Annotated in this window: 21 protein-coding genes, 3 tRNA genes and 7 pseudogenes; 15 read left to right on the top strand and 16 right to left on the bottom strand. The window is 40.4% G+C overall.

Translation table 11 applies throughout. The annotated features are described in order from the left end of the window. Positions 1 to 115 precede the first annotated feature (115 nt). Both PN838_RS11730 and PN838_RS11735 read left to right on the top strand, forming a co-directional pair. Positions 116 to 898: an RHS repeat-associated core domain-containing protein gene (locus PN838_RS11730; RefSeq protein WP_272180784.1), complete on the top strand. Its 783-nt coding sequence runs from the start codon at positions 116 to 118 to the stop codon at positions 896 to 898. Next, a complete protein-coding gene (locus PN838_RS11735) occupies positions 895 to 1,185 on the top strand; it encodes an immunity 53 family protein (protein WP_272180785.1) in 291 nt (96 codons plus the stop codon). Before PN838_RS11730 ends, PN838_RS11735 begins: the two co-directional genes overlap by 4 nt. A 672-nt stretch (positions 1,186 to 1,857) precedes the next feature. Here the strand turns inward: PN838_RS11735 and PN838_RS11740 are convergent. The 5 genes and pseudogenes from PN838_RS11740 to PN838_RS11760 all read right to left on the bottom strand — a co-directional run bounded on the left by PN838_RS11740 (position 1,858) and on the right by PN838_RS11760 (position 4,768). Beyond that, positions 1,858 to 2,088, bottom strand: a complete 231-nt coding sequence (locus PN838_RS11740) for a hypothetical protein (protein ID WP_272180786.1) — start codon at positions 2,086 to 2,088, stop codon at positions 1,858 to 1,860. 193 nt (positions 2,089 to 2,281) lie between these two features. After that, entirely contained in the window at positions 2,282 to 2,836 is a 555-nt protein-coding gene (locus tag PN838_RS11745) for a hypothetical protein (protein WP_272180787.1), read from the bottom strand. A gap of 242 nt (positions 2,837 to 3,078) precedes the next feature. Next, positions 3,079 to 3,234 (bottom strand): annotated as a pseudogene (locus tag PN838_RS27295) (RHS repeat-associated core domain-containing protein); the annotation flags it as partial. A 50-nt stretch (positions 3,235 to 3,284) separates the two neighbouring features. Further along, the gene (locus PN838_RS11755) at positions 3,285 to 4,517 is read right to left on the bottom strand and encodes a type II toxin-antitoxin system HipA family toxin (protein ID WP_272180789.1); all 1,233 of its coding nucleotides are present in this window, start codon (positions 4,515 to 4,517) and stop codon (positions 3,285 to 3,287) included. Further along, complete coding sequence (locus PN838_RS11760) at positions 4,517 to 4,768, bottom strand: helix-turn-helix domain-containing protein (RefSeq protein WP_215962277.1); 252 nt, start codon at positions 4,766 to 4,768, stop codon at positions 4,517 to 4,519. Before PN838_RS11760 ends, PN838_RS11755 begins: the two co-directional genes overlap by 1 nt. 199 nt (positions 4,769 to 4,967) lie before the next feature. Between PN838_RS11760 and PN838_RS27300 the strand changes: the two are divergent. From PN838_RS27300 to PN838_RS11775, 3 genes and pseudogenes are all read left to right on the top strand, one after another. Next, positions 4,968 to 5,123: pseudogene (locus tag PN838_RS27300) on the top strand (RHS repeat-associated core domain-containing protein); the annotation flags it as partial. Between the two features lie 214 nt (positions 5,124 to 5,337). Beyond that, on the top strand, positions 5,338 to 5,886 hold the full coding sequence (locus PN838_RS11770; protein WP_272180791.1) for a hypothetical protein: 549 nt from the start codon (positions 5,338 to 5,340) through the stop codon (positions 5,884 to 5,886). Beyond that, the gene (locus PN838_RS11775) at positions 5,886 to 6,347 is read left to right on the top strand and encodes a hypothetical protein (protein ID WP_272180792.1); all 462 of its coding nucleotides are present in this window, start codon (positions 5,886 to 5,888) and stop codon (positions 6,345 to 6,347) included. The genes PN838_RS11770 and PN838_RS11775 overlap by 1 nt, the downstream gene beginning before the upstream one ends. Before the next feature lie 87 nt (positions 6,348 to 6,434). Here the strand turns inward: PN838_RS11775 and PN838_RS11780 are convergent, their stop codons facing one another. The 9 genes and pseudogenes from PN838_RS11780 to PN838_RS11820 form a co-directional block, all read right to left on the bottom strand. Next, the gene (locus PN838_RS11780) at positions 6,435 to 6,851 is read right to left on the bottom strand and encodes a hypothetical protein (protein ID WP_272180793.1); all 417 of its coding nucleotides are present in this window, start codon (positions 6,849 to 6,851) and stop codon (positions 6,435 to 6,437) included. After that, a complete protein-coding gene (locus PN838_RS11785) occupies positions 6,851 to 7,312 on the bottom strand; it encodes a hypothetical protein (protein WP_272180794.1) in 462 nt (153 codons plus the stop codon). The genes PN838_RS11780 and PN838_RS11785 overlap by 1 nt, the downstream gene beginning before the upstream one ends. 172 nt (positions 7,313 to 7,484) lie before the next feature. Beyond that, complete coding sequence (locus PN838_RS11790) at positions 7,485 to 7,652, bottom strand: hypothetical protein (protein ID WP_272180795.1); 168 nt, start codon at positions 7,650 to 7,652, stop codon at positions 7,485 to 7,487. A gap of 2 nt (positions 7,653 to 7,654) precedes the next feature. Continuing rightward, positions 7,655 to 7,921 (bottom strand): annotated as a pseudogene (locus PN838_RS11795) (RHS repeat domain-containing protein); the annotation flags it as partial. A gap of 366 nt (positions 7,922 to 8,287) precedes the next feature. Continuing rightward, a tRNA-Phe gene (locus PN838_RS11800) sits at positions 8,288 to 8,363 on the bottom strand. Between the two features lie 26 nt (positions 8,364 to 8,389). Beyond that, a tRNA-Thr gene (locus PN838_RS11805) sits at positions 8,390 to 8,465 on the bottom strand. Between the two features lie 66 nt (positions 8,466 to 8,531). Continuing rightward, a tRNA-Phe gene (locus tag PN838_RS11810) sits at positions 8,532 to 8,607 on the bottom strand. 134 nt (positions 8,608 to 8,741) lie between these two features. Then, positions 8,742 to 9,110, bottom strand: coding sequence for an EAL domain-containing protein (locus PN838_RS27875; RefSeq protein ID WP_272180797.1), 369 nt, complete (start codon positions 9,108 to 9,110; stop codon positions 8,742 to 8,744). Between the two features lie 11 nt (positions 9,111 to 9,121). Beyond that, positions 9,122 to 9,895, bottom strand: a complete 774-nt coding sequence (locus PN838_RS11820; protein ID WP_272180798.1) for an EAL domain-containing protein — start codon at positions 9,893 to 9,895, stop codon at positions 9,122 to 9,124. A gap of 121 nt (positions 9,896 to 10,016) precedes the next feature. On the opposite strand from PN838_RS11820, the gene PN838_RS11825 reads away from it, so the two are divergent. From PN838_RS11825 to PN838_RS11835, 3 genes are read left to right on the top strand one after another with little or no spacing between them, the layout of a single operon-like run. Further along, a complete protein-coding gene (locus PN838_RS11825) occupies positions 10,017 to 11,369 on the top strand; it encodes a histidine kinase dimerization/phospho-acceptor domain-containing protein (protein WP_272180799.1) in 1,353 nt (450 codons plus the stop codon). Further along, positions 11,344 to 11,931 (top strand): ATP-binding protein, encoded by a 588-nt coding sequence (locus PN838_RS11830; RefSeq protein WP_272180800.1) that lies wholly within the window; start codon positions 11,344 to 11,346, stop codon positions 11,929 to 11,931. The genes PN838_RS11825 and PN838_RS11830 overlap by 26 nt, the downstream gene beginning before the upstream one ends. Further along, positions 11,886 to 12,836 (top strand): response regulator, encoded by a 951-nt coding sequence (locus PN838_RS11835; protein ID WP_272180801.1) that lies wholly within the window; start codon positions 11,886 to 11,888, stop codon positions 12,834 to 12,836. The genes PN838_RS11830 and PN838_RS11835 overlap by 46 nt, the downstream gene beginning before the upstream one ends. Positions 12,837 to 12,925: 89 nt before the next feature. On the opposite strand, the pseudogene PN838_RS11840 reads toward PN838_RS11835, so the two are convergent. Together PN838_RS11840 and mutY are read right to left on the bottom strand one after the other, a co-directional pair. Continuing rightward, positions 12,926 to 13,194, bottom strand: a pseudogene (locus tag PN838_RS11840) (oxidative damage protection protein). 320 nt (positions 13,195 to 13,514) lie between these two features. After that, positions 13,515 to 14,602, bottom strand: a pseudogene (gene mutY / locus PN838_RS11845) (A/G-specific adenine glycosylase). A gap of 173 nt (positions 14,603 to 14,775) precedes the next feature. On the opposite strand from mutY, the pseudogene trmB reads away from it, so the two are divergent. From trmB to PN838_RS11870, 7 genes and pseudogenes are all read left to right on the top strand, one after another. Further along, positions 14,776 to 15,525: pseudogene (trmB, locus tag PN838_RS11850) on the top strand (tRNA (guanosine(46)-N7)-methyltransferase TrmB). Between the two features lie 85 nt (positions 15,526 to 15,610). Next, positions 15,611 to 15,963, top strand: a pseudogene (locus PN838_RS11855) (hypothetical protein); the annotation flags it as partial. A 42-nt stretch (positions 15,964 to 16,005) separates the two neighbouring features. Continuing rightward, entirely contained in the window at positions 16,006 to 16,590 is a 585-nt protein-coding gene (locus PN838_RS11860; RefSeq protein WP_272182580.1) for a class I SAM-dependent methyltransferase, read from the top strand. Positions 16,591 to 16,708: 118 nt separating this feature from the next. Continuing rightward, the gene (locus PN838_RS26350) at positions 16,709 to 16,957 is read left to right on the top strand and encodes a sugar phosphate nucleotidyltransferase (protein WP_334313347.1); all 249 of its coding nucleotides are present in this window, start codon (positions 16,709 to 16,711) and stop codon (positions 16,955 to 16,957) included. 22 nt (positions 16,958 to 16,979) lie between these two features. Beyond that, positions 16,980 to 17,267: a sugar phosphate nucleotidyltransferase gene (locus PN838_RS26355; protein ID WP_334313348.1), complete on the top strand. Its 288-nt coding sequence runs from the start codon at positions 16,980 to 16,982 to the stop codon at positions 17,265 to 17,267. After that, positions 17,230 to 17,937 carry a GlgC family sugar phosphate nucleotidyltransferase gene (locus PN838_RS26360; RefSeq protein WP_334313349.1) on the top strand — a complete coding sequence of 236 codons (708 nt, stop codon included), beginning with the start codon at positions 17,230 to 17,232 and terminating at the stop codon, positions 17,935 to 17,937. The genes PN838_RS26355 and PN838_RS26360 overlap by 38 nt, the downstream gene beginning before the upstream one ends. Positions 17,938 to 18,006: 69 nt before the next feature. Beyond that, positions 18,007 to 19,377, top strand: a complete 1,371-nt coding sequence (locus PN838_RS11870; RefSeq protein ID WP_272180802.1) for a glycogen synthase — start codon at positions 18,007 to 18,009, stop codon at positions 19,375 to 19,377. Positions 19,378 to 19,489: the final 112 nt, after the last annotated feature.

Genomic DNA, 19,489 nt, shown 5'->3' on the forward strand with positions numbered 1-19,489 from the left:
CACCGAATAGTATTAGTCGAGTATATTTGACAGTGCTGGTTTTGAAGCGTTTAATCTGACCAATGAAGATTTATGAAAACCACGCGGTTAGCTGATTTAGAGTGAATTAATCCATATGAACGGTCGGGTTTACGATTACAACCTTGGCCGGTTTATGAGTGTTGATCCGTTTTTACACCTTCAAGGTGATAGTCAAGGAATTAACCCATATTCGTATATTATGAATAATCCTATGGCTGGGACCGATCCCACTGGATATATTCCAATAATTCCATTGATTATTTGGGGCTACTCGGCATGGGAGACCGCAAATGCTGCTTCTGATGCATATGATAGTTATCAAAATGGTGATGTGAGTGGTGCAGATGCTGCTGCCGCAGTTGGAACGGTAGCCATAGAAAGCACTATCGGCAGGAAAGTAAAGGTAGCAAAGGAAGGGCTGCAAAAAGTTCGTCAGGCGTTTAAAGGCGATAAACGTAGTAGCAACGTTCAAAACTCCACCAATGCATCGAATACAGATAGTGGAACTAAGACTACGAATGGTGCGGATAATACTCAGACGGAAAAGAGTGCTGATGAGAAAACTACAGAAATTGGTACTCAAAAAAGCGGAAAGAGAAAGTTCATGGAGCCAATTGAAGACGCTGATGCTCGCCACACGGTATGGAAAAAGGATAATGATGGTAAAATCACAAACCATCAGACTTTTGAGCCAAATGAAAATCCTAAGAATCCAAACAAATGGGAAAAAGGGAATAGAACAGACGTGACTGGTAAAGCCGAATACAATAAGAAAACAAAACAAATGGTAGACACACCTCACACCCATGATAAAGATGCTCCGGGTGGAGTTAGGCCCGCGACCAAAGAAGAACTTCCTGAAGGAGTTAACAAATGAATAGATTGAGCGATTTAATGCTTTGGTATTCAAATAATTGTAATGATGATTGGGAGCACAGTTATGGTGTCAAAATTGATACAATAGACAACCCCGGATGGTCTTTACAGGTAGACTTAAATGGAACTGTACTAGAGCGCGCACCATTTTCAGACATTGAAATTGAACGTACTGAGCATGATTGGATACATTGTAGTAAGAATAATAATCAATTCATTGCAGTTGGAGGCGCTAAGAATCTTGAAGAGATGCTTTCGATTTTTCTAGACTGGGCCGCTGGCTCTTGAAATAAGATTCTTTTGGAACCGTAAATAAACGGAAAGTTACTACAATAGTTCTTAAACCTGCTTAGGCTGGTTTGCTTTGAGGTCAAATTATCGGTAATAGACAGATTAAATCGCTAAGAGTGTGAATGGCTAAAAAACAATTTCAACAATTGTTCTTTGAGTTTCTACAGAATTTGAGTAAAAATGGTTCAAAGAAGAGATGGTAAAGGTTATTGGCAACAAGCCAGCGGAGGCTGGCTTTTCGTTTTAGCGCAAACGGCTTTAAGTCAAACTAATGGCTTTTTAACCTTGGTGCCAAATTGAATTGCTTGATCTGTTGTGGACTGAAGCCTTGGCGGAGCAGATCAAAGTCTTTGACGTCGATTTGGGCTTTAGCGCCATTACCGATAACTTGATAAATGCTTTTGCTGGCAGTTATTATTAAAGAGGCATCTGAGCAAATTTCTTTAATTATTGAAGAGCAAATGTAATCACCGTTATCAAAACGGCAAGTCGAATCGTCAATACAAGTGCCCCATAAAACCTTTCCAACTAAATTTTCGTTATCAACTACTGATACAATTATCCGTAAACAATGGGATGGACTCCTCTTCAACCTGACGAAGTAGCTTTATTAAGTCATAACTTCAAAGCCCAACCTAACCAGTTGGGCTTATTTGTATCTGACACTTTTTAGTTGAATCGCTCACCCCATGACTCTGGATGAGAAATTGCTTCATTTATTGCAAATAAAATGTCGTCCTGAGCCTCTTGATAATTTATATCGTACTTATTAAGCCCCTTTGTTGCCATGCTCTTATATTCCAGAGTAAACACTACCTCACCATTCACCATGAATTTAAACTTAGCTTTGTCTTCGGCGCACTCCCATGAGCTTGATGTTTTGTCATCAATCTCATACACATTCGAGTCTGCCTTAAAGTATAGATTATTGTCTTCTCTAAAAAACAAATCAGATGACCTGAAAAATTGTCGTACCAACCATTTATTGGAGGATAGCCGAATTTAAATGTCCGCCCAGCTTCTTGAAAGTCTCGGGTAAGCTTTAAATAATACGGGCTACCCGAGTAGTTCAATAAAAGTAATAAGCTCATTGTTATTTTACTCCCGCCCATTTATTCATTGCTTTACTTGGCTTACTTGATGAGGAAATAATATCTCTATATGTATCTCCTCGTTTTCTATACCACTTAAAGGTTGGGCCAAGTTTTGAGTCATAACCTGCCCCTTTCAGCCATCGAGGGGTGACATTCCTAATATAGATTAATTGCCTTAAAATAAACGGGGTTAAGTTCTTGTACTTCTGACCTATCGCTCTTCTCATGCCGTGTGCAGCAATGACAACATTTTTCACGGACATGCCGCCTTTCAGCATAGCTTCAGCAGCACCTTTAATTCCTCGTACCTCGTTTACATACGATTGTCTAATAGCAGTGAGGGCGGTCTTACTCAATGTGCCACCGGCAGCCAATGTCTTGAGCCATTTAGCCACTTTGACTGCACCTCCTCCGGGAATAACTAACGAAGATCCAGTTAGGCCCCCATCAGTAATGGCATCCATACCCTCAACATATTCCGCCTTACTGATTTTTCCTTCACCGAAGTCAGTAATCAACTTCCCTTGTTGCGTGCCAAGGCCGGTATCATCCATTCCTGCGAAGGACGAGAACCAACTATAAGTATTTTTATTTGTACTCTTCTTTTTATTACTTTTACCCTCGTCTTCTACTTTAGTTGATGTGCTACCTTTATTGTTGTTTTTTGGCCGCTCAATACTTTCATTGAGACTTTAACCGTTGTCGCACCATTATCAGAACTTGATTCTACGTTGGTCACAACGCCAGTAATATCAGAGCCACAATCACCATTGGCCTTACCAGCCATTGTACAAGCGTAACCCGTTGGGTCTGTCCCAGACAACGGATTATTCATAATATACGAATAAGGGTTAACACTCTGGGTGCTTGTCGGGCTCTGAATAAATGGATCAACACTCATGAACCGGCCAAGGTTGTAATCGTAAACCCGACCGTTCATATGGATTAATTCTATCCAAATCGCTAACCTAATGAATTAACTTGGCTGAACCTACAAATAATTCACACTAATAGACTGTACTTACTCAAACTTTTTTTCTTTTCGTGAATATAAGCCTTGGTTAAATATTTTTCACTGGTTCCACAATGAAGGGAGGCCAGTATTGACTCTTTTAAGCCACTAATAATGTCGACTTCAGATGAGTAATTTATGTAATCCCTAATCGTATCGGCAAGTTTTTCAATGATAACCTCTGGCTTATTTATGTTGAATGTTTTTCCTAGCTTAATCAATTGTTTCCTATCTGGAAAAAGTTTTGCACTGTTGAGCTTTAGTGCCATTTTGTTATCTATGGTGTCGTAAATTGGCGTATGCGTAATATCATATGGTGGCGTTAACACTATCTCTGTTTTACTTTCTTCATATTGCACTGAAAAATTCTTTAGGTGGGCATCGCCATTTCCTATTAAGCAATTAAAAATAATATATTGGTACATACGCTGAAGTTGTAAATCAGATCTTGTATAGAGGTACGTCGCTTTCATTAGCATTTCGTAACTCGACTGATACTTCTCATCGCCTTGCTTGCCCATTAGCACGGTAAAATCCTCAATGCCAAGGCGCTTACCATTTACCTCATCAAATCGTTCGGTTATAAAAGTTCTCAAATCGTCGGACAGCCAACATTGGCTAGGTGCCAAACCACAGGCTCTTGCCGCCTCCATGCACACGTATTCGTTGACGGTCAGCAGTGGAAATTCCTCATCATATGTTTTGATGATAAAGTCATCTTGCTGTAAAAGACTGCGCCCAACTGACGGTTTGTCTGTGTCATTAAGCGCATTTACGAGCACCTTAGGCTGCACGCCTGAAACCAAGCCATTTAGGTAGTGTCTATCTAATAGTTGATGAAAAAGGTTTTCTTTGCCTTGCCAAGTGAGTATTTCGTTTAATGACAGTTGCTCAACTTCTGTTTTCTCAATTTCACTACTGTAAGATAAATGCCCAATACCTTTATCTAATTGGAGAGCGAGTAAATACATGTCATTGATGTTGGCGTGACGTCGAAGTTTTTCACTGATGTAGCGGCGAATATAACCTTCCGGTAAATTTTGGCTAAAAATAGGGTGAAGCGCACCATAATTGTAAGGGGCTTGCTGATATTTCATAGTTAAAGATACAGGATTGTTACTATGGTATTGGTAAGAAAAATGGCTTGGCTGAGTCAAGTCGCCCGATTCTTTTCCAAAGGATTGCACGTTAATTTGAGTTATTTTATTTGGTAGTTCCGCCACTAGTCACTTTCCCCAAACAATCTGGACAGTTCATCTAATTGAGGTAAATCGTTTTGTTCTTCAACAAAGGAAATCTTTAATCCCAATACTTCAAGGTACTTGCGAAGGTATTTTATCCCTCCCGTAAAGTGACCTTTTTCCATCGCAATGATCTGATTTCGGCTTAAACCGGTTTGGGTTGAGACGTACTGCTGAGTCCAACCTTTTTCTTTGCGTTTAACTGCTATCAAAGAACCGTCATACCAATGCATTTTAGAAACCTCTATAACAAAACATACGTTAATATATATTAACAAAATCAGTGTAACAAGCTTAAAGGTTAATATATGTTAACCTTTAAGGCAGTAATTCGTTAACAATATTTTCCTTTGAATTGACATGTTTAATTTTAATCCGTTTAATCGAACAACTAAAGCTCTATGAAAACCATTAGGTTAGCTGATTTAGAGTGAATTAATCCATATGAACGGTCGGGTTTACGATTACAACCTTGGCCGGTTTATGAGTGTTGATCCATTTATTCAGAGCCCGACAAGCACCCAGAGTGTTAACCCTTATTCGTATATTATGAATAATCCGTTGTCTGGGACAGACCCAACGGGTTACGCTTGTACAATGGCTGGTCAGACCAATGGTGATTGTGGCTCTGATATTACTGGCGTTGTGACCAACGTAGAATCAAGTTTTGATAATGGTGCGACAACGGTTAAAGTCTCAATGAAAGTATTGAGCGGCCAAAAAACAACAATAAAGGTAGCACATCAACTAAAGTAGAAGACGAGGGTAAAAGTAATAAAAGAAGAGTACCAATGGAGCGCCTTTGGCAGACCAATCAATTGGTGCCAAACTTGGTGTGGCTGCCGATGCCATCAAGCAATTTGGTGGTGAGATAATAGAAGATGCCACATTTATGGCTGGCGACGTATTGGCCACGACTCTAGCTGGCTCAAAACTTCCTGAAACACCCGAAGAGTATGCTGCTTTAGCCGAGAGGGGTACTGAAATAATAAGACTTGGCCATGCCGGTAAAGGTAACGAATTGAGTTACGCTGAAGCATGGTACATATACAAGAATGCACCAAAAGGCTTCGAGTTGACGGTTGATGGTAGGGTTGTGGGAGACATTGGTGGAAAAATGGCAACACCTTTTCCATTGGATAGCCTCAAAGTTCACGGTCACATCTCTCTTAATGCGCAAGGGAGGATAAAGCCGGGAATGTATGATTTCGACCCTGTTGTGATGTCTAATCCAAATAATTCATTAAGAATTTATATTAGAAACGAGTTGAATCAAATAGCTATAAGGCAGCATGGTGCGGGCAATCCTTACCTAATAAAATACTCCTATGATGATAAGGATTTTAAATAATGAAAAAGATTGCAGTTTTTTTGACTGTGGCTGTTGCCGTCACGTTACTCTACTTGAATACAGGGTTGGGGTTTAAGTTTACGGAAGTAGTAGGCACCCCTGAAGTAAGGGCGATTAAACATCGCTTCTCGAATGATATTGCTGTCCAACCAGCAATCATTGATTATCAGATTGAAGATGGATATGCATTTGGCTTTAGGCTGCCGGCTTATGAGGCTTCTTGCGAAAATAGCAAATACACTTCATCGCTTCTATCATTGGACGGAGTGTATTTTATTCTTAACTTGAGCAATGACTCTTATGTTGAATTCAATCAAAGCGATAAGTTTTACAAGCATCTATCATCAAAAGGATTGGAGAAAGGTCTCAACCTTACCTCTGCTGAACTCGATAAGGTGGTGGCAACATATGATTCGAGGTATAAAGAATTCGGATACTTTGATACCTGCAAGCCGTTATAAGCCCACGAAGCTATGGTGCAAGGTTGCTACCATTCAAAAATGATCAAATTACCAGCAAAGCTGGTAATTTGATCATTTTGAATACTTTTATTGCTTACAGTCGGGGGTATCCGTAACTTTCATTAATACTCCCTTGGTATTCCGAAGGGCATCGGTAAGCTGCATTAGAACTCGACTAGCATCTTCCTTGCCTTGCTCAGAGTATACTGACAATCGAACACAGTTTGCATTTATCAAGTTACCCATCATGATGAAGGACTTTCCATCTTCTATGTTCAGAGTAGTTTGAAATTGGTTTGTCTTTGCAAAATATTCAGCGTTACCAACTGAAGACTTCGCCGTAAAGCCAAGTTTCACAGATAGACCTTCAACCTCCTTGCTGAGTATTGGTGCCATTTTCGACTCTGTGACAGCCAATCCAACCGCCGCTTGCGGTGAGTAAGTAGTTTTGGTGCATCCAGTTATCAGCGCCATAATTGCCACCATTGCTATTTTAAGTTTCATTAGTACTTAGGCCCCTTCATTAAATCACTCCTTAATTGCTGCCTAAATTGTGCTTCACGGCGAAGAATGCCTCTACCATCACCACTGAGCGATAGGACCTGCCTTCTGATATTATTGTCCTGCTGCTTGAAGCCGGGTTTAGCTAATATATAGTTGGCCGCCCACGACACCCTGTCAGGCATGTATGTCCAATTAGTTCTATTCACGCCCTCACCATAGCTTCTGATGGAAATCATTCCGTCATTCTGAACAACGGACCTAATTACGATGCCGTTGTAAAATATGTGGTCATCATGCGTGATATTAACAACTCGAGAATTCTCACTGTCAGCAATATGACTGACGCGGCCTCCAGATACACCTGCCATCTGTATTTCTGTTACCTTATCGGCTGAAACAGCATTTATTCCATCCGCCCCCGGTGCAGCGTTTTTGGTTAGGGAGTTGTAGACGTTTTCCACTGTGCAACTGGATACATCAGTCGAACAGATGTTGTGAGACATGGTGTATTCATGATAGTAAGTGTCTGACTTGTCGTATCCGTTTCCATTCCCCTGACAGTCAATCGAGGTCTGGCATCCCGAGCTAGCGCCTCCACTGGTACTCTTCTTTTATTACTTTTACCCTCGTCTTCTACTTTAGTTGATGTGCTACCTTTATTGTTGTTTTTTGGCCGCTCAATACTTTCATTGAGACTTTAACCGTTGTCGCACCATTATCAGAACTTGATTCTACGTTGGTCACAACGCCAGTAATATCAGAGCCACAATCACCATTGGCACTTAGCCAGCCATTGTACAAGCGTAACCCGTTGGGTCTGTCCCAGACAACGGATTATTCATAATATACGAATAAGGGTTAACACTCTGGGTGCTTGTCGGGCTCTGAATAAATGGATCAACACTCATAAACCGGCCAAGGTTGTAATCGTAGATCCGACCGTTCATATGAATGAGTTCGACGTCGGCTAAATGCTCATGCGAGGTGAACCCTCGATTTGTATCTGCGAAAAGGGTCATTTCGCTGGTATTTGGCATATTCCTCGGTTTACCAAAAACATCGAAGTTACGGTATTGTAAAACGAGGTCTGCGTCGTTACTGACTTCATTGATACAGCACAACTAAATTGAATAGAGCAAATATTGATAAACGAATTATCAGTTCAAAGTTACCAAAAACCAGTGAATACCAAGCCAAGGATGTTTGTGGTGCTCATACCCTTCACAGTTTTTTACTCCACCACTAACCTGCAACCTATTAATGCTTTTTACCTTCTGTTCGCGAGTTCGGGCTGCATATACTGCGGGATTGAAAGTGAATTTAAGACCCAATTGATTTTGTAGAAATAAAGAAAAAGACAGAATCAACCCAATTCGATAAAACGTGCAAATACTGCTGGATATAAAGGATTTGGGAGATTTTTATTAGAAGAAAAATGGTGCCTCGACCCGGAATCGAACCAGGGACACGGGGATTTTCAATCCCCTGCTCTACCGACTGAGCTATCGAGGCACTTAGGAGGTGCAATTTTAGAGAAATGGTGCCGACTGCCGGAGTCGAACTGGCGACCTACTGATTACAAGTCAGTTGCTCTACCAACTGAGCTAAGTCGGCACACTGGATACTCAAAGAGTACTCTCTAAAAGAGACTGTATGAATGACCATCTTTTTGGTGAAAGATGGTGCCTCGACCCGGAATCGAACCAGGGACACGGGGATTTTCAATCCCCTGCTCTACCGACTGAGCTATCGAGGCACATACTGTGCTTTTTTCCCGTAACAAGGCTGTCCTTGTTGCGGGCGTGTATTAAACGGATTTTGGCTTTTTAAGTCAACTATTTTTTGCAATAGTTTTACCAAATGTGTAGTTTTTAGCCTATTCGAGCAGTTTTAAGCCCAAACATACGGTTTTGAGTAATAATATCCTTGTACAACTTCAATTCCCGCTTCTTTAACAAAAGCTAATTCTTGTTTGGTTTCGACGCCCTCAGCAATAACTGTCATACCTAAAGCGTGAGCCATTTCAACAACGCTCTTTATAATAGCTTGGTTTTCGGTATTTATATGGCAATCAGCAATATATTGTCTATCGACTTTTAACTCTTGAAATGGAAATTCGGTCAGTTGCTTCATCGTTGAATAACCCGTACCGTAGTCATCGATAGAAACAGAGCACCCTAGTAAACGTAATCGCGTGGTGATTTCCTGTGCAATCAGCAAATTATCGACAATGCACGATTCCGTTAATTCTATGGTCAACCTATTAGGTTCTAGGCCATATTTTTTAGTAACCCGTCTATCTCGTTGACAAACTCGTGAGACGTTAAATCTTTCATCGACAAATTAATTGAAAAATTAACGTCTTTATAATCCGCCATTTTCTCAAATGAGCAATCAAAAAGAACTTTGTTAAATTCGGTGATCCTACCGTTATTCTCAAACAAATGAATAAACTGATTTGGGTAAATAATAGTGCCGTCAAAGGATTTTAAGCGAGACAATATTTCGTACCCGACTATATGCTCATTGCCCATTTCGACCTTGGGTTGAATAACCGGATAAAAAGTTTCTTTTGATATTTCAAATGTCTCGGCATCAAAAACGGCTTCGGCTAATGGATTGCCAACCGCCTTATTAGACATGATCCTCGCGGTAGCCTTATCGACAAGACCAACCAATTGTGTCGTGGAAAATGGCTTGGTGAGTTGACCCAGTATCGCGAGATCATGCTGTTTTGCTATAGATTCAGCCATTTGCAGTACTTTTGACTCAAATCCCGAAATCACAATCACTTGACCTTGGTATCGCATGTCACCCAAAAATTTTAAAAATGCGATTCCATCAATTTTTGGCATCTGTAAATCAACCAAAACGATGTCATTTATACTAGAACCCCGGCAAAGATAATCTAGTCCTTGTTGCGGACAAGCGTACTGTCCAATTGACTCAATTCCAATTTCACCGAACTTGTCTTCGATAAATTGTAAAAAGAATGGGTCGTCGTCAACTGCGGTAATATTATTTAATAATTCTAAATTTTCCATACATCCTGTACCAAACCACACATACTAGTTTAAGTTTTAGATTGAATTGTCGAAATAAGCAAACGATACTGTATTACATCAACGTCAAATAATCTTAAAAATAATAGACTAAAGCGAATTTATGGATATCGAAGCTAAGAAAGTGCCATTTTTAAAGCCCGCGCAGCTTTTTACAATTTGGATTACGATTTTTGTATGTTTTGTCGTACTTGCCGCATTAGGAGGACTCAAAACCCTTCAACAATGGCACGAGCCTCAAAACTATAAATCGGAGTTACAGAGTCATCTTGCATCCGCAGTTAAAGGCTTGCCTCTTGACTATCTAAGCTCAAATAAAGCTGCAGCGGCTCAAAACTACATTAATGCGGTACACGGTGGGGCTAAAAATAAAGCTTTTTTCTTATATAGAATGTCCGCCGGCAAGCTCGTTTTACATGCTAAAACCGGTGCATTTGATGGTTATATGCCAACACCAATATTGGCAAATCACGAAACCGATTTAAACAACTGGGTTGAGATAAGACGCATTATTAAAGTCGATAATCAAGACGCGGGACTTATAATCGCAGCAATGCAAAAGAAGAAAGCCGATGTGCGGTCTTGGTTTATTGTTTTGTTGGTCGCTCTAATCGCGTCCATAATATTGACCCGAATAATTGCCTCAATGCTAAACCTTTCGGTTTCTAAATATGCGGTTCCTCTATTAAAAGACACCAATTTAATTGTAAATAAAAACAGCTTTGAAAAACGTTTAGCCGTCAAAAAATTTGGTGCCTTCTCTGAACTCGCAGGCTCTTTAAACAAGTTGTTTAAATATGTCGCCCGCACCGAGCAAGCTAATAAAGAATTGGAAAAATCGAATCAGCAACTCGCCCAAGATATGGAAAGTAAAATTGCTGAACGAACCCATGCATTAAGAATTGCGATGGAAGAAGCTGAAGCCGCGAATGAATCTAAATCGACGTTTTTAGCAACCATGAGCCATGAAATTCGAACCCCGATGAACGGCATTATTGGTTCCATCGACTTATTACGAAATAGCACTTTGGATCAAAATCAGTATCGATTATCAGATACGATCCGAGAGTCTGCCTTTTCATTGCTGAGAATAATTGACGACATCCTCGACTTTTCAAAAATCGAAGCTGGAAAACTCGAAGTAGAAAACATTCCAATGTCGATTAATAGTATTGTAGAAGCGGTTGGCAGAACATTGATGTCCGTTGCTGAGCAGAAAAATGTAGAGTTACGACTCTTTGTTGACCCTCGAATCAATGAAGGCCTAATGGGCGACCCAATACGCATACGTCAGATCTTGTTTAACTTAGCTGGCAACGCAATCAAGTTTACTCAAACGACCCGCGAGCACACCGGCATTGTGCAAATTAGAGCGGAAATTTTAGAGTCTAATTTAGAGTTCACCAACGTCAAATTAAGAGTAATAGATAATGGCCGCGGTATGTCCGAGCGCTGAGGTTCATTATGTATTTCAACCATTTAATCAAGCTGAAGGCGCTGTAACACGTCAATTTGGTGGCACCGGACTTGGCTTGACAATTTGTCAGCGCTTGGCTGACTTAATGTATGGACAAATTCACGTTAAATCTGAAATTGACGTAGGCTCAGAGTTTACGGTTAGTTTGCCACTACGCACTAATCCAAGTTCTACAACCGAAATTGAACTCGACTTTTCCAAAGTTGATTTAGTGTGTTATTCACCTGATGGATTCCATACGGCGGCAATTGACGAATACAGCAAATATTTTGGCAGTAAAAACACCTTAGTTAATAGCGTCGAAAGCCTTATCCATGTTGCAAATCATTATCGCTATGACTTAGACAAACAGCCTATCTGGATCATCGACGCAACAGAATTTCATGATGAAGCATTAAAAACTATTGACCAGCTAATGACATTTGAAAAGTGTCAGCAGGTTCGATTCTTAATGCTAACTAACTCCATTAACTTCAGGAAAAAACAAGAGATCGAGTGTGGGTATTACATGCCGTGCCACTTTGCCGAGCCGCCCTATTAGAGGCTATTGGTGAAGTCATGGAAAACAAAAAGATCAAAAACATTGGCATGCCAAAAAATAGAAACACCCCTCGTGTCGCTAAATATGTGATGTCGATAGAAGAAGCTCGTAAAAATAGGAAATTGGTGTTACTTGCCGAAGACAATGCGATGAACCAACAGGTCATCACCGAGCAGTTAAATATGCTCGGTTATGCCGTAGAAGTAGCAAATGATGGTGAAGAAGCGATTAATCTGTGGCGAAGAAATCATTATCCACTGGTGTTGACCGACTTACACATGCCAATTAAGAGCGGGTACGACGTTATTAAAACTATTCGTAAAGAAGGCATTGATCAACCTAAAGAAAATGGCATAACCCGAGTTGTTGCTATTACGGCTAACGCCCTAAAAGGCGAAGAGCAAAAATGTATCAACCTAGGTATGGATGGTTACTTAACTAAACCGCTTGAGCTAGCAGATTTAGAAGTAGTGATGAAAAAATGGCTAGACCTTCACCCCGAAGCTCCTATTGAAATACAAACATCGGTCGCCCGTTCTGCGGAGCATCACCCAAAAGAGGTTGTGCCAATTCAACAAGCTGTTTTGATCAGTTATTTAGGTAATGATATTGAGCGCCACAAAAAGTATTTAAACATGTTCCAAGTAAGAGGCAATGAGCTTATCGACCAAATAAGTGAATTTGTAAAACAACAAGAACGTGAAAATGTTAAAAACTTTGCTCACCAATTTAAATCGATGGCAAAAAGTGTCGGTGCGATGACATTGCATGAGTCGACACTAAAATTAGAAAGTATTGCCCAATCAGCTGACATGGCGGAAATTGAAGAATTGTTTACGCTTATTTTACAGCAGTTTAATGACGTTATCGTATTTGTAAGAGATAACTACAATATAGCAATTTAACTTTAAACCGCGATAAATAGGTCTCAACAAAAAAGGGCGATGTTATTTACATTGCCCTTTTGTTTATGATGTTAGCAACCTGATGACCATTAGCTTTTAGGGACGTAACCTTCAACAGTCACATCTTTACCTTCAAACAAAAATCCAATCATTGAAGTTTCTAAAAACTCTCTATGTTCTGGGTTAATCATCGATAACTTATGTTCGTTAATTAACATTACTTGTTTCTTCTGCCACTCGGCCCAAGCTTCTTTGGATATGTTATTAAAAATTCGCGTACCGACTTCACCCGGGTACAATTGGAAGTCTAATCCTGGTGCATCTTTTTTAGATATTCACAAAATACTGTTCTGGCCATGTAAATTCTCACTCATGGTTAAAATAAAAGAGTTTATTTCGGTATTGTAACTGAGCCTATATTGTAATACCAATTCCCATATTGAATAGTTCACTAATCGCGAATGAATTGCTTTCCAAAGTAGACTTTAACTACTGAGCCTTTGAAACGAGAAACAATTCCTTTTCACAGTCATTACCAAATAACCTTCACTTTTATACTCGCTCTTTGGAAGCCTATTCCTGCTTTAAAATTCGGTTCTGAATAAAAAGCTGGAGCAAAGTGCCTCAACTGTCAAAACCGCAAATCAAGTGAACCTCTGATTAGAAAATTAATAAACATTAGTTATTTTGAGTCGCTAGTAACAGCAACTTTTGGGCTACCGCTGACAATCCAACCTTCTGATTAACTTGGTCTGTATCATCCAAAGAAAACCAAATATCCGCAGACTCAGCAACAATCAAAGGTTTACTCGACAATGAAATAAGAACGGGTTGCACATCCAAATGGTAATGACTAAATGTATGGCGAAATAGGTTCTGCTCTTCGGCTAACAAATCGTATTTAGCGGGGTTTATTTGCCAGTCTTGTAGTTGCGCTTCTATTTCCGCTAGGGAATCAAATTCGGGAAAACTATATAAGCCCCCCAAATCCCTGACATTGGTCGTTGATATAAATATACAGATTGTTCATGTTTTAAAATGAGCAGGTGAGCAAATTTTATGGGTTTGTCTTTTTAGGCTTTTTACCCGGGCACTCGCTGACAATATTCTGGTTGAACGCTTCGCAATGTTTACTCACTGGACATTCACTGCATTTAGGTTTACTTCGAACACATAACGTTGCCCCTAAATCCATCATCACTTGATTATAATTCGCGATGCGTTGTTTTGGCGAAAACTGCTCAGCCACTAGCCATAGCTGATCTTCAACGGATTTAGTCCTGAGCCACTGCGTAACGCCCATAAAACGAGATAAGACGCGCTTGACGTTGCCATCTAATATCGCGTGATGTTGGTTAAGAGACAGAGATAAAATTGCCCCGGCGGTAGACTTACCAATGCTAAGGCAAAGCGAGTACTTGGTCAAACTGAGTAGGAAACTGACCGTTATATTGCTCCGTAATGATCTGAGCTGACTTATGTAAATTACGTGCTCTGGCGTAATAACCGAGTCCAGTCCAAAGATGCAAAACCTCATCTTGTGGCGCGGCGGCTAAATCAGCCACCGTTGGAAACTGCGCAATAAATCGCTCAAAATATGGGATTACCGTAGTGACTTGGGTTTGTTGCAACATAACTTCTGACAACCAAACTTTGTACGGCGTAACGTCTTGCTGCCAAGGTAAGTGTTTTCGGCCATGTTGGTCAAACCATGACAATGCTCGCTTTGCAAACCAAGCGGCGTGTTGCTTATTTGTTTCGTTCATAATTCAATTTTAAAAGAATATTTTGCCAATGGTATCAAATTGCGCCAATAGGAAGTCGACTTTTTAGGTTCTTTAGCTACGTAACCTGACAAACCAGTAAAAAACCTTGAGAGAAAATCGCTGCTATACGATAATAACGGCCTTTCCGACGGCAAAAAACGAGATTAGTCCAAATGACCGAGCAAGATCACAAAACCATTGAGCAAGCAAAAGCCGAAGGTAAATACATACGTACCATTAAAAGCTTTGTGAAGCGAGAAGGTCGTTTAACTAAGGGGCAACAAGCTGCACTAGATCAACACTGGTCTACAATGGGTTTGGAGCACGCACAAGGTTTAGTCAACTTTGAGCAGGTATTTGGCAACAACAACCCTGTTGTATTAGAAATTGGTTTTGGCATGGGTGCTTCACTCGTTGAAATGGCTAAAAACGCTCCGGATAAAAACTTTGTTGGTATTGAGGTTCATTTACCTTAGTGTCGGTGCGTGTTTGTCATCAGCAAACGAAGCAGGTGTCGATAACTTAAAAGTATACGAACACGACGCGGTGGAAATTTTACGCGACTGCATTGCTGATCAGTCTATCGATACAATTCAGCTGTTTTTCCAGATCCGTGGCACAAAACTCGCCATCATAAACGCCGAATTGTGCAATCAGCATTTGTGCAATCTTTACGTTCTAAGCTTAAAATAGGTGGTGTTTTCCATATGGCAACTGATTGGGAAAACTACGCAGAACATATGATTGAGGTGATGGACCAAGAAGAAGGGTTTATCAATATTGCCAGCGATATCAACTCTGATGAAAATGCCCATAGCATTTTTGTTGAACGCCCGGAACATAGACCCCTTACCAAATTTGAACAACGTGGCCACCGTTTAGGGCATGGCGTTTGGGATATTATGTATAAGCGTGTGAGCTAACATGTCCAATTTGTCACCTGAGAACCAAGTTTTAGAACGCAATATTGATCAGTTTCCTGCGGGTGACATTTTACTGCTCGATGTAATGCCCGACGATGCACCATTAAACTTTGCGTCTGTCCGTCAAGACATCACATGGCACGGTTTTACACCATTTTTCGATACCCACCAGTTTTTTCAAACCAAAAAATTCCACAAATTTGATGTTTCCTTTTCTGCTTGGTTCGATACCGAGCAGCGATTCGACGCCATTGTTATTTATTACCCTAAAGCTAAGCATCGTTTTGACTACTACCTTTCAATGGCGAGTAAATTGCTCAATGATAACGGTTTAATTTACGTCGTTGGCGAGAAAAAGGCGGCATTAAAAGCTGTGATAAAGGGCTAAAACCATTTGTCATAAAAGCCAATAAAATTGACTCTGCTCGTCACTGTATGTTGTATATCGGAGCATCCAATGGCGTAGTTTGTCCAAAAACTATGGAACAATGGTATTCATCTACAACCCTTGATATCGAGGTTACAGGTGAAACTATTTCACTTACTTTATTCTCCCTTCCGGGCACTTTTAGCGCTAATCGACTAGATGATGGCACTGAACTGCTACTCAAAACAATCACTTCTGTAACTGGCAAGGGTTTAGATTTTGGCTGTGGATGCGGCGTGATTAGTGCAGCTGTAGGCAAACGATTTGATACGCCAATGACGGCAGTAGACGTAGACGCACTCGCCATCGCAAGTAGCAACAAAACCTTTGAATACAATAACATAAAAGCAAAGGCATTAGCCTCAAATGGACTTTCACAGCTTATCGCGAAAGCCGATAAGTTTGACTTTATAGTGACCAATCCTCCCTTTCATACGGGTATAGACACCGACTACAATATTACCGAGCAATTCATTCAGCATAGTAAAAAAGTTTTACAACCTAAGTACGATTTTTGGATGGTCGCCAATGCCTTTTTACCTTACCCAGATGTTTTTAAGCATTACCTAAAACCTGTTGATGTAAAAAGTAAAAATAAGCGCTTTAATATTTATCACGCAGGCACTAGTATTAATTAGAGTAATTATACCACTCACGTCGTGGTTGATTACGTTTACGCAGGTTCATTCCTGAATTCATTGATCGGCAGAAAGTAGTCGCACGGTTAATATAACTTAAGCATTTTACGGAGAGATTATGCTAGGTGTTATATCTATGATTTTAGCTGGTGGTGAAGGTACTCGGCTATATCCGCTGACTAGAAGTCGCAGCAAACCCGCAGTACCTTTTGCCGGACAATACCGGCTAATAGACTTTGCGCTTAACAATTTCGTAAACTCTGATTTTCTTAAAATATTTATTCTTACCCAATTTAAATCCCAATCACTGAACATACATTTACGCCAAGCCTTAGCACGTATCTGGGATTACAGACCGCTTTATTGACCCTATTCCTGCGCAGATGCGTATGGGTAAACGTTGGTATGAAGGCACAGCCGATGCGATTTATCAAAATTTACGACTTGTGCAAGAACATAATCCAGACCATGTTTGTGTCTTCGGCAGCGACCATATCTATAAAATGGACATCCGGCAAATGGTTGATCTGCATAAAAAACGCGGCGCTAAATGCACCGTTGCAGGTATAAAAGTCCCCATCGCTGAAGCCTCAGAATTTGGCGTAATAGAAATTGATGAAGATTGGAACATGGTCAGCTTTGAAGAAAAACCAGAGTCACCAAAGTGCATCCTATAGCCAACCCGATTTCGCATTAGTCAGTATGGGTAATTATGTTTTTGCTGCGAAAGCCCTTTATTCAGAATTAGAACGCGATGCGGCAAAACAAAAAAGCCACCACGATTTCGGAAAAGATATAATCCCGCACCTTTGTGATGAAGGTGAAGTTTTTGTTTATGACTTTAGCCGTAACGTCATCCCTAACGACGTTGGTAATCAAATGTATTGGCGCGATGTTGGTACGATTGACAGTTATTGGCAAACCAATATGGAATTATTGGCAAAAGAACCAGAATTCGATTTATTTAACAACCAATGGCCTTTTAGAACCTACCACCCATCACTTCCACCGGCACTGATTCGAGCATGTCGAAATGGCAAAGAAAGTGTCATTCGAAATTGTGCTATTTCAGCGGGCACAGAAGTATACGGTGCAACTATAGATCACTCCGTATTGGGTTATGACTGTAAAGTACGCTCCGGTGCTGAAATTTACGAATCGGTTTTAATGGGCGACAACAACATAGGTAAAAACGTTGTTTTGAATAAATGTGTCATAGACAAACATGTTCGTGTCGCGGATGGTGTTACTATAGGGGCAGATCCTGAGCAAGACCGCCAACGCGGCTTCACAATTTCGGCCAACGGTGTCACCGTTGTGCCACAAAATACAGATGTATTAGAGTAATCATTTTATGAATATATTATTTACGGTCTCAGAAATAGAAGGCCTAGTAAAAACGGGGGATTAGCCGATGTGGCTAAGTACCTTCCTATAGTGTTAAATCACTCTGGTCATGATACTCGGGTGATTTTGCCTTATTATCGTGATATCGCTAAAGCTCATCCAGTTGCCGAACGCACGTTCTCGTTTTCCATTCGTGTCCACATTGAATATCAAGTCAAAGTTCACCAAATTACTCACGACAATTTAGTTGTTTATTGTGTTGATATCCCCGAGCTATTTGATAGAAACGGGATTTACAGTGACAGTTATCATGCCTATGAAGATAACGGCGAACGTTTTTCTGTATTCTCAATGGCTGCGCTGGATTTTATTCAATATTTCAGCGACCAAATACAATTTAAGCCTGACGTAATTCAATGTAATGATTGGCATACGGCCCTACTGCCAGCCTTATTTAAACATGATAAATATTGGCAAGGGCAAAACACTAAAACGATGTTAACCATCCATAACGGAGCGTTCCAAGGCATTAGCGGAAAACATCTAGTTCCGTCATTGCTGCATCGCTTAGGTGCAGACAACACTCATTATGAAGCTGATGTCATTAACTTTTTAAAACTTGGTATTATTAACGCAGATTCGATTGTTGCGGTGAGCCCTAACTACGCAGAAGAGCTGAAATCAGAGCTAGGTTCTCATCATTTATACGATATTTTCAACCAACATAAAGATAAAGTTTTTGGCGTGTTAAATGGTTGTGACTACAAAGATTGGGATCCGCTTAATGACCCGTATATTGAACAACAATACGATGCGACTTCGTTAGACACTAAAGTCGCCAATAAGTTAGCATTACAAAAACAAAATGGTCTTGAACAAAACGCTAATATTCCAATGATTGCTATGGTCAGCCGCCTTACCGATCAAAAAGGCTTAAATTATTTATTGCCGGCAATTCGAGAACTAATACAGCACAAAATTCAAATTTGTATTGCTGGTACAGGCGATCCTCTATACGTCGATCAACTTGAATACCTAGCCGGTAAACATAGCGCTAACGTGCATTTTTATCATGGTTTTTCAGAAGACATTGCCCATAAATATATGGCTGCTACAGATTTTTTCCTAGTACCATCGTTATTTGAGCCTTGCGGCCTAACGCAAATGTACGCATTAGCCTATGGTACGCTTCCAATTGTAAGAGAAGTTGGCGGCCTTAAAGATACTGTTACCGATATCACGAACGAAGACGCTACCGGTGTTGTTTTTAAACAGCCAACTTGTGAGCAATTAGTTTCTGCTATACGTCGCGCCCTATTGTTTTATCATGAAGACACAGCTAAATTTAGAGTAGTGCAAACAAGAGCTATGAATACTAAGTTTTCATGGCAAGAAAGTGCGGAACAATATGTTGAAATATATAAACAAATGTTCAATTAATGGCCTTTGGGCGAGCTTACTGTTAAACGTAAGCTTCGCCTATGCGGCAGTACCTCTTGAATGTGTGCAATTACCATCTAGAGTCAAAGCATGCCCTAACCTGGTTTACCGT

The sequence above is a fragment of the Psychrosphaera algicola genome, from assembly GCF_028401425.1.
Classification (GTDB): Bacteria; Pseudomonadota; Gammaproteobacteria; order Enterobacterales; family Alteromonadaceae; genus Psychrosphaera; species Psychrosphaera algicola.

Bases quoted from the DNA above. Each gene is read 5' to 3' on its own strand.
- PN838_RS11730 (WP_272180784.1), top strand. From the start codon at position 116: ATGAACGGTCGGGTTTACGATTACAACCTTGGCCGGTTTATGAGTGTT.
- PN838_RS11735 (WP_272180785.1), top strand. From the start codon at position 895: ATGAATAGATTGAGCGATTTAATGCTTTGGTATTCAAATAATTGTAAT.
- PN838_RS11745 (WP_272180787.1), bottom strand. From the start codon at position 2,836: ATGGATGATACCGGCCTTGGCACGCAACAAGGGAAGTTGATTACTGAC.
- PN838_RS11760 (WP_215962277.1), bottom strand. From the start codon at position 4,768: ATGCATTGGTATGACGGTTCTTTGATAGCAGTTAAACGCAAAGAAAAA.
- PN838_RS11775 (WP_272180792.1), top strand. From the start codon at position 5,886: ATGAAAAAGATTGCAGTTTTTTTGACTGTGGCTGTTGCCGTCACGTTA.
- PN838_RS11780 (WP_272180793.1), bottom strand. From the start codon at position 6,851: ATGAAACTTAAAATAGCAATGGTGGCAATTATGGCGCTGATAACTGGA.
- PN838_RS11820 (WP_272180798.1), bottom strand. From the start codon at position 9,895: ATGGAAAATTTAGAATTATTAAATAATATTACCGCAGTTGACGACGAC.
- PN838_RS11825 (WP_272180799.1), top strand. From the start codon at position 10,017: ATGGATATCGAAGCTAAGAAAGTGCCATTTTTAAAGCCCGCGCAGCTT.
- PN838_RS11830 (WP_272180800.1), top strand. From the start codon at position 11,344: ATGGCCGCGGTATGTCCGAGCGCTGAGGTTCATTATGTATTTCAACCA.
- PN838_RS11860 (WP_272182580.1), top strand. From the start codon at position 16,006: ATGGAACAATGGTATTCATCTACAACCCTTGATATCGAGGTTACAGGT.
- PN838_RS26350 (WP_334313347.1), top strand. From the start codon at position 16,709: ATGCTAGGTGTTATATCTATGATTTTAGCTGGTGGTGAAGGTACTCGG.
- PN838_RS26355 (WP_334313348.1), top strand. From the start codon at position 16,980: ATGGGTAAACGTTGGTATGAAGGCACAGCCGATGCGATTTATCAAAAT.